Origin of the sequence: Sphingobacterium sp. SGL-16 (assembly GCF_011043515.1) — a bacterium.
Lineage (GTDB): Bacteria > Bacteroidota > Bacteroidia > Sphingobacteriales > Sphingobacteriaceae > Sphingobacterium > Sphingobacterium litopenaei.
The window spans coordinates 68,699-82,576 of the sequence record NZ_JAAKGQ010000006.1 but is presented as its reverse complement, the minus strand read 5'-3'; the positions used below and the strand labels follow the sequence as shown (position 1 = coordinate 82,576).

Annotated in this window: 12 protein-coding genes; 8 read left to right on the top strand and 4 right to left on the bottom strand. The window is 35.4% G+C overall.

What is annotated here, in order from left to right; genetic code table 11:
• The first annotated feature begins 30 nt into the window (after positions 1-30).
• Genes G5B32_RS03925 through G5B32_RS03910 form a run of 4 tightly spaced genes read left to right on the top strand, consistent with a single transcriptional unit; the run spans position 31 to position 2,950 of the window.
• The gene (locus G5B32_RS03925; protein WP_165290255.1) at positions 31-987 is read left to right on the top strand and encodes a transketolase family protein; all 957 of its coding nucleotides are present in this window, start codon (positions 31-33) and stop codon (positions 985-987) included.
• A gap of 3 nt (positions 988-990) precedes the next feature.
• Entirely contained in the window at positions 991-1,536 is a 546-nt protein-coding gene (locus G5B32_RS03920; protein WP_165290254.1) for an RNA polymerase sigma factor, read from the top strand.
• 35 nt (positions 1,537-1,571) lie between these two features.
• Positions 1,572-2,534 carry a DUF3379 domain-containing protein gene (locus tag G5B32_RS03915; RefSeq protein WP_165290253.1) on the top strand — a complete coding sequence of 321 codons (963 nt, stop codon included), beginning with the start codon at positions 1,572-1,574 and terminating at the stop codon, positions 2,532-2,534.
• Positions 2,534-2,950, top strand: a complete 417-nt coding sequence (locus tag G5B32_RS03910) for a hypothetical protein (protein ID WP_206366782.1) — start codon at positions 2,534-2,536, stop codon at positions 2,948-2,950. Before G5B32_RS03915 ends, G5B32_RS03910 begins: the two co-directional genes overlap by 1 nt.
• Before the next feature lie 64 nt (positions 2,951-3,014).
• Here the strand turns inward: G5B32_RS03910 and G5B32_RS03905 are convergent, their stop codons facing one another.
• On the bottom strand, positions 3,015-4,646 hold the full coding sequence (locus G5B32_RS03905) for an APC family permease (RefSeq protein ID WP_165290252.1): 1,632 nt from the start codon (positions 4,644-4,646) through the stop codon (positions 3,015-3,017).
• A 262-nt stretch (positions 4,647-4,908) separates the two neighbouring features.
• Here G5B32_RS03905 and G5B32_RS03900 point away from each other — a divergent pair, with 262 nt between their 5' ends.
• Positions 4,909-6,750 (top strand): DEAD/DEAH box helicase, encoded by a 1,842-nt coding sequence (locus G5B32_RS03900; protein ID WP_165290251.1) that lies wholly within the window; start codon positions 4,909-4,911, stop codon positions 6,748-6,750.
• A gap of 75 nt (positions 6,751-6,825) precedes the next feature.
• On the top strand, positions 6,826-8,595 hold the full coding sequence (locus tag G5B32_RS03895; RefSeq protein WP_165290250.1) for an AMP-dependent synthetase/ligase: 1,770 nt from the start codon (positions 6,826-6,828) through the stop codon (positions 8,593-8,595).
• 33 nt (positions 8,596-8,628) lie between these two features.
• On the opposite strand, the gene G5B32_RS03890 is transcribed toward G5B32_RS03895, so the two are convergent.
• The gene (locus G5B32_RS03890; RefSeq protein WP_165290249.1) at positions 8,629-10,152 is read right to left on the bottom strand and encodes a glutamate racemase; all 1,524 of its coding nucleotides are present in this window, start codon (positions 10,150-10,152) and stop codon (positions 8,629-8,631) included.
• Between the two features lie 511 nt (positions 10,153-10,663).
• On the opposite strand from G5B32_RS03890, the gene G5B32_RS03885 reads away from it, so the two are divergent.
• Together G5B32_RS03885 and G5B32_RS03880 are read left to right on the top strand one after the other, a co-directional pair.
• Positions 10,664-10,825: a hypothetical protein gene (locus tag G5B32_RS03885; protein WP_165290248.1), complete on the top strand. Its 162-nt coding sequence runs from the start codon at positions 10,664-10,666 to the stop codon at positions 10,823-10,825.
• Complete coding sequence (locus tag G5B32_RS03880; RefSeq protein WP_165290247.1) at positions 10,809-12,215, top strand: hypothetical protein; 1,407 nt, start codon at positions 10,809-10,811, stop codon at positions 12,213-12,215. The genes G5B32_RS03885 and G5B32_RS03880 overlap by 17 nt, the downstream gene beginning before the upstream one ends.
• Before the next feature lie 269 nt (positions 12,216-12,484).
• On the opposite strand, the gene G5B32_RS03875 is transcribed toward G5B32_RS03880, so the two are convergent.
• Together G5B32_RS03875 and rlmB are read right to left on the bottom strand one after the other, a co-directional pair.
• The gene (locus G5B32_RS03875; protein ID WP_165290246.1) at positions 12,485-13,090 is read right to left on the bottom strand and encodes an HPP family protein; all 606 of its coding nucleotides are present in this window, start codon (positions 13,088-13,090) and stop codon (positions 12,485-12,487) included.
• Between the two features lie 5 nt (positions 13,091-13,095).
• On the bottom strand, positions 13,096-13,875 hold the full coding sequence (gene rlmB / locus G5B32_RS03870; protein WP_165290245.1) for a 23S rRNA (guanosine(2251)-2'-O)-methyltransferase RlmB: 780 nt from the start codon (positions 13,873-13,875) through the stop codon (positions 13,096-13,098).
• Between the last annotated feature and the right edge of the window lie 3 nt (positions 13,876-13,878).

Genomic DNA, 13,878 nt, shown 5'->3' with positions numbered 1-13,878 from the left:
AAAGTCTCAAATCCACATCTAAATACAAACATGAAAAAATATACATTCACAGAATCTAAAGATACACGTTCGGGCTTCGGTGCTGGTTTATTAGAAGCAGGTAAGCAGAACGAAAATGTAGTAGCATTATGTGCTGACTTGGTGGGCTCCTTAAAAATGGATGCTTTTATCAAAGAATTTCCAGAACGCTTCTTCCAAATTGGTATTGCTGAAGCAAATATGATGGGTATTGCTGCTGGTTTGACTATCGGTGGTAAAATTCCTTTCACAGGAACTTTCGCTGAATTTTCCACAGCACGCGTTTACGATCAAATCCGTCAATCTATCGCTTATTCACACAAAAACGTAAAAATCGCTGCATCACATGCAGGTCTTACATTGGGTGAAGATGGTGCTACACACCAAACTTTAGAAGATATCGGTTTGATGAAAATGTTACCTGGAATGGTGGTTATCAATCCTTGTGACTTTAACCAAACTAAAGCAGCTACTATTGCGGTAGCAAAATACGAAGGTCCAGTTTACTTACGTTTCGGACGCCCAGTAGTTCCTAACTTCACTCCTGCTGACCAAACTTTTGAGATTGGTAAAGCGGTCATGTTGAACGAAGGTAAAGATGTGACTATTATTGCTACTGGTCACTTGGTATGGGAAGCAATCAAAGCTGGAGAAGAACTTGAAAAATTAGGTATCGATGCAGAAATCATCAATATCCACACCATCAAACCTTTGGACGAAGAAGCAGTCTTAGCATCAGTAGCAAAAACCGGCTGTGTAGTTACAGCGGAAGAACACAACCGTCTTGGTGGTTTAGGAGATAGTGTAGCGCAAGTATTGGCTAAAAACTTACCTTCACCACAAGAGTATGTAGCAGTAGATGATAGCTTCGGTGAATCAGGTACTCCTGCACAATTGATGGAAAAATACGGCTTAAACGCAGCAAGCATTGTAGCAGCTGCACAAAAAGTTATTAGCAGAAAAAAATAATAAATGGAAGACGCGCAAATCATATCCATGTTTGCCGATGAAAGCACACGTGAGGCGGCTTTCAAACAATTGTTGAAGAAATATCAACAAAAAATATATTGGCATGTCAGACGCATGGTCATCGATCATGACGATGCGGATGACGTGACCCAAGATATCTTTGTGAAGGTATGGCGTAATTTAGATAAATTCAGAGAGGATTCGCAATTATACACTTGGCTGTATCGTATTGCTACCAATGAATGTATCACATTTCTGAACAAGAAAAAGCAAAAAAATAATGTTTCGTTAGACGATGACAGTTCATCTTACCTATCTGAAACATTAACAGACGGCTCATATTTTAATGGGGATCAAGCCCAAATGAAATTACAGCAGGCTTTGCTAACCTTGCCAGAAAAACAACGCCTAGTATTCAACATGAAATACTTTGAAGATTTGAAGTATGATGAGATATCCGAAATTTTAGGAACTAGTGTAGGGGCCTTAAAAGCTTCATACCATTTAGCAGTGAAAAAAATAGAGCATTTTTTCAATAGCCACGATTAAACCTTTGGTTATTAAATTCATCTATATATACACTCATGAAGGAACACAACACATATAACGAAGAATTAGGAGGCAAAAATCTACCAGATTCATTGCGTGTAAATCCTTTTTTTATTCCTAAAAATTTCTTTGAGGATCAAGAAGAACATATCCTCGGTCAAATTCATTTCGAACGTACTGTCGGAAATATAAACGAAAGTTTAGATACAAAAGCTACAGCAAATGTTCCTAATGGATATTTTGACACACTCGAAACTTCTATTTTTGCAAAAATCGCAGAACAGGGTTTGAAAGATAAAGTGAGTGAAGATGGATTTACTATTCCTACAAACTATTTTGATGATTTAAGTCAAAGTATAGAGGCTTCTATTGCAGAAGAAAATCTTAAATCTATTGTACCTGCTTTAGACTTCCAAGTCTCAGGGGACTATTTTGAGGCTGCGGAAAATCAAATTTTTGCAAAAATTGCTGAGAGTAACATTCATGATCAAGTAGGCAAAGAATCAGGGTTTAGTGTACCAACTTCTTATTTTGAGGAAGCATCAAATGAAATTGAAGCTAAAATCATTGTAGAGAAATGGTCTGAAGAATTAAACCAAGAACACTTTACTGTTCCTACAGGATATTTTAATCAATTGAATGAAAAAATTTTAGCAAGAACGACTAAACAAGAAACTACTATACTTACTCTTCCAAAGCGTACAAATTGGAGAAAATATTCTGCAGCAGCAGCAATTGCGCTTATTGTAGGTGTAGGCTCCTATTTTGGTTTTCAAAATACGATTTCTAATCAAAATGGAAATCAACTTTCAACTACAGAGGTAAATCTTGATCATGTGAGTGATGAAGAAATATTAAATTATTTAGCTCAAGTTTCTGAAGGTGAAGATTTAATCCATTTAGCAGAATACACGTCTGATACTAAAAATGAAAATGTTCAATTGGATTTGGAAATTGGAAAAGAGGAAATAGAAGAGTATTTAAATTACATGCTATAATGTTACGATTGAGATATATTATATTAACCATCTGCTTTATTTTCACTTTACATCTATCTTCACAGGCACAACAAAACTTTGAGGCAATAGAAAGTGAGAAAATTGCTTATATCACTAAGGAATTGAAATTAAGTCCTAGTGAAGCTGAACGATTTTTCCCTATATACAATCAGTATAATAAGGAAATGTGGGATTTGAAACGTGCTAAAAGAGGCTTCAACGTTCGCGGTAATTCTCTTAATGCGGAAAAACGTGATGTAATTGCTTTTGATGCTAAAGAAGTAGAACTTAAAAAGTCGTATCGTGCAGAATTTGCAAAAATTGTAGGACAAACTCGAGCTTCACAATTTTTTCAAGTCGAAGAAGATTTCTTCAATTTACTCCGAAGTAAGATACAGAATAGTAGAAAGAAATAGATAAAAATAAAGTCCTACAAAGTAAATTTGCAGGACTTTATTTTTAAGACTTTCTTTGGCGCAATTATTTTCCTTCCATTTCTTTTCTAATCTTACTATTCTTTCTTCCGTATCCGAAATAAATAACAAGACCAATCAAAATCCATACTATTAATCGAATCCAGTTTTCTTTACCTAATCCAGCGATCATAATTCCACAGGTCAATATACCTAAAATAGGAATTAAAGGAACTAAAGGTGTTTTAAATTCTCTATGTAAATTAGGCTCTTTTTTGCGTAAAATTATTACAGCTAAACATACCAAACTAAATGCGAATAACGTACCAATACTAGTCATATGCCCCACTACATTTCCTGGAACAAAGGCTGCAAATAAAGCCACCAATAACAAGATTAATAAGTTTCCTTTCCATGGTGTTCCATACTTTGGATGTACATCTGAAAATACTTTTGGCAATAATCCATCTTTACTCATGGAATAGAATACTCGACTTTGTCCCAAAAGCATCACCAAAATAACCGAACTAAAACCAGCTAAAATTGCTATTGTAATGGATTTGCTTAACCAAGAAAAACCAGGCATGGATTCTTGAATTGCCATTACCACCGAAGCTTCACCACCACGCGTAGGATCTCTGAAAAATTCTGTATCCACTAGTCCTGTCAATACATGACCAAATAAAACATATAATAAAGTACAGACAGCCAAAGAACCTAAAATACCAATTGGCATAGTACGCTTAGGATTTTTCGCCTCTTGTGCAGCGGTACTAACCGCATCAAAACCAATAAAAGCAAAAAATACGGTTCCAGCTGCGCCTAATATTCCCCAAATTCCACCAAAACGATGTGAAATACCTTCATGGTCTACATACACAGTGGACTGTGGAATATATGGAGTGTGATTTGCAGGATCAATAAAATGCCAACCTAAGATAATTACCAAAACAACAATTGTTACTTTAACAAACACAATAATATTATTAACAACAACAGATTCACTAGTTCCTCTAACCAATAGTAAACTCATTAGCGTTACAATAAGTAAAGCAGGTAAATTCATAATACCTTTAGAAGTAGTGACAAGGTTTTGATATGGTGTGGGCACTTTACTTAGCAATTCTGGTTCTAAAGCCAATTGAGTTCCAATTTGCATTTTTTGCGCTATTGCTGGTTCAAAAGCACTCTGTAAGGCGGTTAATTGTTCCTGACTATTTATCTGCAAAAGATTTAAGCTTTGAAATGGTGAATGACACCATTCATATGGTATGGGTTTGATACCTATGATATCGACTAGAAAATGATTTAAATATTCACTCCAGGCAATACCCACTGTCGCTGCAGAAACTGAATATTCTAAAACCAGATCCCAGCCAATAATCCATGCCATTAATTCTCCCATAGTCGCATAGGTAAAGGTATAAGCAGAACCAGATACAGGTATAGAAGATGAAAGCTCCGCATAACATAGACCTGCAAATACACAACCTAAAGCCGCCAGGATAAAGCCGATTGTTACGGATGGACCAGCATTTTGTGCAGCTGCTGCTGCTGTACGAACAAAAAGTCCAGCGCCAACAATTGCTCCAATACCCAAAGCAATTAGCGCCCCACTAGTAAGTGTTCTTTTTAATGTTCCCTGGCCCCTTTGCTCAGCCTCGGCTATTAAATTTGCAATCGATTTTTTATACCACATAATTCGGATGTTAATTTTTGTTTATCAAATGTAAAAAAATGAAATTATTATTTTCGAATATTTCAAATTAAATCATGATGCGATGCAAAAGTGACAGGATAACGTTTAAATAATTAACTTAGTTTTAATTACAACTAATTTAAAACAATAAAATTCATAAGTGGCCTACCTCATATCAATCTATTAGAAATTAGGTTTTTAGAATAATTATGCATACCTTTGCAACGCCTTAGGCAATAGTGCCTATTGTATAATTTATTTCATGAACCCATTTTTAGAACTGGGAATCCGTGAGGAAGTTGTTAAAGCCATCTCAGAAATAGGTTTCGAAAAACCTTCTGAAATACAGGAAAAAGCCATTCCTGTTTTATTGACTGGCAGCGACGATTTTGTCGGATTAGCCCAAACCGGCACAGGTAAGACAGCGGCATTTGGTCTACCATTATTAGAGCAGTTAGACTTTTCTCAAAAACACCCACAAGCATTAGTATTATGCCCAACTCGTGAGTTGTGTTTACAAATCGCTAAAGATTTAGAAAAATTTGCTAAGTACATCGACAACGTACACGTTGTAGCTGTATACGGAGGTGCAAACATCAGTGATCAATTACGTCAAATCAGACGTGGTGTACAGATTGTTGTCGCTACTCCAGGACGTATGTTAGATATCATTGGCAGAAATGCTATTGACTTCTCAAATGTAAAATATGTTGTATTAGATGAAGCGGACGAAATGTTGAACATGGGCTTCCAAGAAGACATCAACAACATTTTATCAGAAACTCCAGAAGATAAAAAAACTTGGTTGTTCTCAGCTACTATGCCTAGAGAAGTACGTCGTATCGCTCAAAAGTATATGACTGATCCATTTGAATTAACTGTAGGTACAAAAAATACAGGTAATGCAAATATTGAGCACCAATACTTCTTGGTAAAAGCAAGAGATAAATACGCAGCATTCAAACGTATCGTGGATTCTAATCCAGAAATCTTTGGTATTGTATTCTGTCGTACTAAAATCGAAACTCAAGAAATCGCAGAAGCATTAATCAAAGATGGTTACAATGCAGATGCATTACACGGTGACTTGTCACAACAACAACGTGATAAAGTAATGAAACGTTACCGTGACCGTAGCTTACAAATGTTGATCGCAACAGACGTAGCTGCTCGTGGTATCGACGTAAATGATGTAACACACGTTATCAACTTCTCATTACCTGATGAAATTGAAAACTATACACACCGTTCAGGTCGTACGGCTCGTGCGGGTAAAACTGGTATTTCAATCTCATTAATCAACATTAAAGAGCAAAGCAAAATCCGTCAACTTGAAAAAGTTATCGGTAAACCTTTCGTTAAAATGCAAGTACCTCAAGGGGAAGAAGTTGTTGCAAAACAATTGATGACCATCATTGATAAGGTAAAAAATGTAGAAGTTAACGAAGAGCAAATCAACACTTTCTTACCAGCTATTATGGAAGGTTTCGAAGATTTATCGAAAGAAGAAATTGTAAAAAGATTTGCATCTCTTGAATTCAATCGTTTCTTAGATTACTACAAAAACGCACCTGATTTAAATATCGATGCACGTGAAGTAAGCGGCGATAGACGTGAAAGAGGAGAACGTGGTGAACGCCAAAGTTCAAAAGGATACACTCGTTTATTCATGAACTTAGGTTCTGTAGATGAATTTAGCCGTGGAGATATGTTAGGATTTATTTGTAATACTGCAAATATTTCGGGCAAGTCTATTGGTAAAATTGATTTGAAAGGTGTATTCACATTCTTCGAAGTTCAAGATGAAGAGGTTAATAAAGTATTCGATGGCTTCAAAGGTGTAGACTTCAACGGACGTCAAGTTCGTATCGAAGTATCTGGGGAAGGTCGTTCAGATCGTGGAGACCGTGGTGGTCGCTCTAGAGGCGGTGACCGTGGTGGAAGAGGTCGTGGTGAGCGTAGCGGAGGCTTCGGTGGCGAAAGAAGAGATCGTGGCGGTGACCGTCGTGGTGGATTCTCTGGCGAAAGAAGAGAACGTGGTGGAGATAATGGCGGATTCCGTGATTTCTCTGGCAAACGCCGTGAATCGAAAAGCAAATATTAATCTTAAGAATATTGCGTAAATTTGTTAGGCTACCTATTTGTTTAGGTAGCCTTTATATTTTATGTGATATTGCTTATGAAAAACGAGCCTACACGTATATTTGATCTAGTCAAGTATAGACAGGACACTTACCCTACTTCTTCTATTTTCTCTTATAAAGAAGAAAAAAAATGGAAGAAACTCTCTAATGAAGAATTCCAACAACAAATCGACGAACTTTCTAAAGGACTCATTGCCCTTGGTGTAAAACCACAAGACAAAGTCGGAATAGTAAGTGAAAATAGAATAGAATGGTCCTTACTAGACTTTGCTATTCAACAGATTGGAGCTATCGTCGTGGCATTATATCCCAACATTTCAGACAACGACTATAAATATATTTTAAATCATGCTGAGGTTAATATCATCTTCATTAGCAATAAAGATTTATACCAACGTATCTTTAATCTCAAAGCCGATCTTCTAACACTAAATAATCTTTTTATTTTAGAACAAGGTACAGTCTATCCTCATTGGAGTATTGTTAATCAAACTGGAAAGGTTATTTCCGATTCAGAGTTTCATACGCGAAGAAATGCTGTACAACATGAAGATATTGCCACAATAATTTATACCAGTGGCACCACTGGCAATCCTAAAGGTGTCATGCTTACGCATAAAAATTTGTTAGCAGATATGATGAGCAGTGAATATTCTTTTCCAGTGACTTCATATATGCGTGCTTTGTCTTTTCTTCCTGTCTGTCATGCTTATGAACGCTTGTTTCATTATGTATATATGTACAAAGGCTTAACAATTTATTATGCCAATTCAATGGAAACCATTGGCGCAGATATGAAAGAAGTCAAACCTCATATTTTCTCAGCTGTACCACGTGTCTTAGAAAAAGTGTATGAGAAAATAATGAAAACCGGAGAATCGTTGACTGGCATTAAACGTAAATTATTCTTTTGGGCTATCGCTTTGGGTGAGAAATACGAATTAGAAAAAGACAAACGCAGTGCTTTGTATAATTTTCAATTATCAATAGCCCGAAAATTGATTTTTTCCAAATGGAAAGAAGCTCTAGGTGGAGAAATTGTAGGTATTTCTTCGGGTTCTGCTGCTTTGCAAGAGCGTTTAATTCGATTATATATGGCAGCAGGAATTAATATTTATGAGGGGTATGGCTTGACAGAAGCCGGACCATGCTTAGCTGTTAATGATTTTCAACGCGGAATGAAACTAGGGACTGTTGGTTTGCCATTGATAAATATTGACATCAAATTAGCTGAAGACGGAGAAATATTAGCCAAAGGCGATAATATCATGCTTGGTTATTTTAAAGATCCAAAAGGTACAGAAGAGATTATTAAAGACGGTTGGCTATATACGGGAGATATTGGCCAATGGATTGACGGAAAATATTTGAAAATTATCGATCGTAAAAAAGAAATGTTCAAAACCTCTGGAGGAAAATATATTGTACCACAACCTATTGAATCAAAAATGGTCGAATCACTATTTATCGAACAGTTTATGGTTATAGGGGAAGGCGAAAAATTTCCTGCAGCATTCATAGTCCCATCTTATAATAACCTTTTGGATTGGGCTAAGGAAAGTGCAATGCAACTTACTTCATTATCAAAAGAAGATTTTTTAGCACAAAAGGAGATCAAAGAAAAAATTACCCACGAAATTAATCGAATAAATACATCCTTTGGACAATGGGAACAAATCAAAAAGTTTTCCATTATTCCAGAGGAATTCACTATTGAAGGTGGTGAACTCACTCCTACCCTCAAAATGAAACGTAAAAAGATTATTGAAAAATATAGTAAGAATTACAAAGAAATTTATAATTAACAAGAAAGACCTCTTAATTCGAGGTCTTTCTTGTTATATTTTTTCTTCTGCTTTGAGATATTTTGTCTTTGGATTCTCTTTGGAGAAATTTTGGATCAATTTATAGGTATTTGGAATAAGTGATTCAAAACGTTTCAATGTCTCCTCAGATATATTTTTCCTATCGAAAGGAACGACTTTAACATATTCTTGAATCTCTCCAGCATTACGTCCATACTTATAGTCGTAAGTAAATCTGCCTTCAGCATCCAATTTTACGTTCTTATTCGTAACATTAGGCACCGAAATATAAAATTCTGACTTTGTCATCAATGGATTTTTACTGTCATTGAAAAGACTTTTCGAATTCAAAGCTGTGTATAACTCTTGAGCTACATAAACCGAAGGATCAATGATATGTAGATTTTCGGAAATCAGATTTCTATACACATAATTTCCGTCCTTGCCTTTATAATTTCTCAACTCATCAAAAACCTGTTTAATTTCCTTTATCAAAAAAGGATAATGCGTACATCCCAAAATAATAGCTTTCAAAGGCTGCGCCTTATCTGCCTTACGCATCTGTTCCATTAGTGAAACCAAATGATAACGTACATAATTCTCAGCATCATTTAATTGAATAATCGAACAATCGTCAACATTTTGATTATCACAAAGGAGGCTACTATTATCCTTTTTAAAGTTGTAAACCTCTAATAGGGCTTGATCTATTCTATAATTTGGATTATCTAGCGAAGGGCCGCGATATTCTTTTCTCGGTTCTTTTACATTCTTGCGAATAAAATCAGGTTCTTCGTCTACAGCTTCAGCAAGACCGTATCCACCTTGATTAAATATCTCAATATCACCAGTAAAATTTCCTTCGACTATTTGCTGTCTCAGTGTCCGTTCATAACCTTTTGAAGCAATAGTACCGACTGTCGCAAAAACCGCTATAGAACCATTTTCCTTTTTATCAAAAAACGAAAGCGTCCCTCTTGCTGCAGCGTTTATCACACCGATTACAGGAATATTCAAACCCGTTGTATTCAAAAAAGCTACCGCATCTTCATAGCCATATGCTGTAGCAGTATTACATGCAATGACAATCGCTTTTACCTGTTCTTTATCCTTTTGAAATGAAGTTTGATTCGAATTCTGATAATATTTATTACTTAATAGAAATTGAAAATCTTTGATAATATGCTCTTTCAACAAATCATCCTTACCCGTAGCATTATAATTACCATAAGGCATATTAGCCTGATCTGCTAAATAGATAAATTTTTCGCTTTCAAAATCTAATATTCCATCCTTACCTTGATGCTTTGTATGGTTATTAAATTGATCAAAATTAACTAGTGCATCAAGTACAGTCAATCCACCTGTTCCCGAGTCGAATACGCCAATAGGGAGTTTATTCAAAGGCGTAGCATAATTCTGGAAATTAATATAATAATAGTTGTTAGGTTCCTTTAAAATATTTTCCTCTATTTTCAATGGAGTTTGTGCAACAGAAAATTTTAATGAAAAGCATAACCCAGCAAGGAAAGCTATTTTAAAAAGACTTTTATTCATATTTCATAGGTTGAAAATGCTAAAATAAAAATTTCAATAACCAATCACGAATAAACATGCAAATATAAATATAGCAGAACGCAAAAATCAAAAATGATGCGGTAATAGACGACAACAATCAATTTACTAAAATCAGAATATTATTCTGTTACACACAATATAAACATAACTTTATTTCAATTTAACAAAACAATAAAAAACATAATATACCATAAAAAACCATATTTTACCATTTAATCTTAGTGAAAATCATTTACCTTTGTGCGCGATTCTTATAATAAAAGCTATATAACGCACACTAATTTTACTATAGCTAGCAAAATCTAACAGATAAACTATTGAATACATACGGTCAAAAAAATGATCTTTTTTGGCATGAATGCTATTTTAATTTTTTATCCACAGGCTAAATATTACTACAAGGCTATTCTATAAGAAGAATCATTTAATGTCACCATATACTATTAGTCATATGGCTGAATAAAAAACTACAAAGAAAAACGTGATGAAAATGAAGAAATACACTCCTCCTAAAATGGAAGTTTATAGCGTATTTGTGGAAGAATCCATAGCTAATACCTCAAACATTACCATACAACAATCAGCCAATCAAGGCTGGCTAGAAGTATGGCAAGAAGAAGAAATTGACTTACAATATGAATTTCAAAAATAATTTTAATCAAATGAATTCTGTTAAAAATTTATTAATTCTGCTTATTATAACAGTAACACTCTCCTGTCAAAAAAAATTTGACGACAAGGTTGGTGAAGGGATTAGTAATGTTACGCTGAACATAAGTGCCGATAATTTATCAGAAGGTAATTCAAGCACATTACAGGCTTCATTGAAAAGCAATGTATCTAATGTTCAAAAGATATATACTTCTTTAGGTCCAGAACTAGCTATACAAGCTACAGTAGAACCAGAGTCGATAATAAACTCATCCAAAAAAATCGCAGCAACTACGCAGACTTCTTCCTCAAAGGAATTAGAAAATGGAACTAAAATCAAGATTTTTGTTTTTGACTCCAAGGGTAATTATTTCAAATCACTTACCCATACCTATAAAAAAGGAGATAATAGTATAAAAATTGAGAAGTTAAACATTGGCTCGACTTACCAATTTATTGCGTATTCTACCAATAGCACCTCAACAGTACCAGTTCCCAAAGACACAACTAATGTATCAAAACTTGTACTTGAAAATCTAACAACTGAATTCATTTATCACCACGAAAATATTACTGTACGAGTTGCTGGAAATACCATTGAGATGAAGCTTAAACACCAATTTAGTGAGGTGTACACAACCATTGAGGCGGATCAAACAGACAAGAGGTTGGGAAGTAAAATCACAGAACTTACCAATCCAACTATTACAGGAGGTTTCGAAAAAGCGAGTTTTGATCTCGCAACAGGCAGTCCTTCATTCCAAAATAAATTGACATCTGCAAAAGAACTGAAAATTATCGCAAACACAATAGGCAGTGATGTCATACGTTCTGAATCTTTATTTATATTGGCAGATGGAGCAGAAAGCACCTATGATATATCCTCTCTAAAGATAAATGGATTATTTCAGCATATAAATATACCGGACATAAAAATACAACCAGGGGTAAGATATAATTTAAAATTAAAAGTAGTTTGTCCATGTGTAGTAGACGCAACGCCAACTGGGAATTTTAAAGTAGATATTTTCGGTTCAAATGTAGCGTCTGCGACTCCAAAACCGTTGACATTTACGTTTCCTGATTCGGACTTTGGAGCTATTATCGATATATACCAGATCGACAACTCATTCAACATGACCATTAACGACTCTACGTTATATTATGGAACACAAAACAACGCCAACACTCCAAAGCAAAAAACTGAAACCAATGAAATTCAATTTCAAGGATTTAATCAGTATGAGCGTTCTTTAAAACCAAATATTCAATTTGCAGATGGCACGCGATGGGGTAAGAGCTATGTGGACAAAAATAATAATACGGTAACGATGCCTGAGATTTTTAAAATGAATGGACGTAGTGACGTAGTGGTTCAAAACCAATTATAAAAATACAAATTGATCCACAAGGACATATTACCATGTTTGGTTCTAAAAATGACACAGGTGGAGAACCATACTATCCCCTTTCTTTGATAGTAGTTTCTGTTCGTCGGACCGAGGTTTTGCCTCAGACTTCCTTCAGATTCCACCTCGCGGTGGACACCCTTGTCATAAGCTAACACTTCCCACTGTAAAGGCGTGTTCGAGACTTACACCCTAGAGTTATTGCCCATGCTGGGCACACAACAATAAAGGGAAGATAATACATCTTCCCTTTATTGTTTATTAAATCTTTTCCTTAAAATCATTCGTCTCGATTTCCTTAATCTGGAATGCCTTACTGGATAATGCCGATCTTTCGTAATATTATTAAAAATCAATGCCACTGTGAATAAAATCAATGCCCCCGTTAATACTGGAGATAACACGTACATATAACCCAGTGAAGTTATTTTTGTTCCACCGCTCACAGCTATTAAAGCCGTAGCTCCGCCAGGAGGATGAAGTGAACGTGTAATCTGCATTGCGACAATAGATAAGGCAACTGCCATAGGTGCCGTTAACCAAACCACGTCTGGAAAGAACTTCCCTACTGTTACACCAACTATAGCTGATACGACATGACCACCAATCAGATTTCGAGGTTGCGCTAGTGGACTATAAACAGCACCATAAATAAGTACTGATGATGCGCCAAAAGAACCAATAAGGAAAATGTTTTCTAATTGAGGAAGTTGTATGGATTGTAAATAAGCTATTATTCCAATCCCAATAAATGCGCCGATAAAAGACCAAAAGTGATCTTTAAAATCGACTAAAGTTTCTTTATAAACTACGTATTTGTAAACTCTTAATTGTCTGCGTAGTTTCTGCTTAAGCATTTTTTTTATTGAATATTACGTTGACGGATAGCCTCGTAAATCACTACACCTGCCGATACGGATACGTTCAATGAACCAATTCCTCCGAACATAGGAATTTTGGCTAATTTGTCTGAAATACGAATCAAATCATCCGAAACACCTACATCTTCAGCTCCCATAATTACACAAGTAGGAACGGTATAATCTACATCATAAACAGAATCCTTTGTTTTCTCTGTACTAACAACTAATTGTACGCCTGAATCAATAAGAAATTTACCTGTTTTGCCTAAAGAATCTTGACGACAAACCGGGATTTTGTACAATGCTCCAGCAGAAGTTTTAATTGCATCTGGATTAATTTCTGCAGAACCTTTTTTAGGAACAATAATCGCGTGCACCCCAGCACATTCAGCAGTACGCGCAATAGCTCCCATATTACGAACGTCTGTTACTCCATCTAACATCAACAACAAGGGCGTCTCTCCTTTTTCGTAAATCTCTGGAAGAATATCCTCAATATTTTGATAGGTAATTGGCGAAATTACAGCAATTACACCTTGGTGATTTTTGCGCGTAATTCTATTCAGTTTTTCAACAGGAACTTGTTGATAACCGATATTATGCTCTTTGATCAACGCCTTCAATTCCAACAGTAAGCTTCCGCTTAAACCACGTTGTATAAAAAGAGATTCAATCTCTTTACCACTGTCAATGGCTTCGATTACGGCACGAATACCAAATACCATTTGATTACTTTCTCTTTTTTCGCCGCGATCACGACGTTGGAAATTGTTTTGCATTAT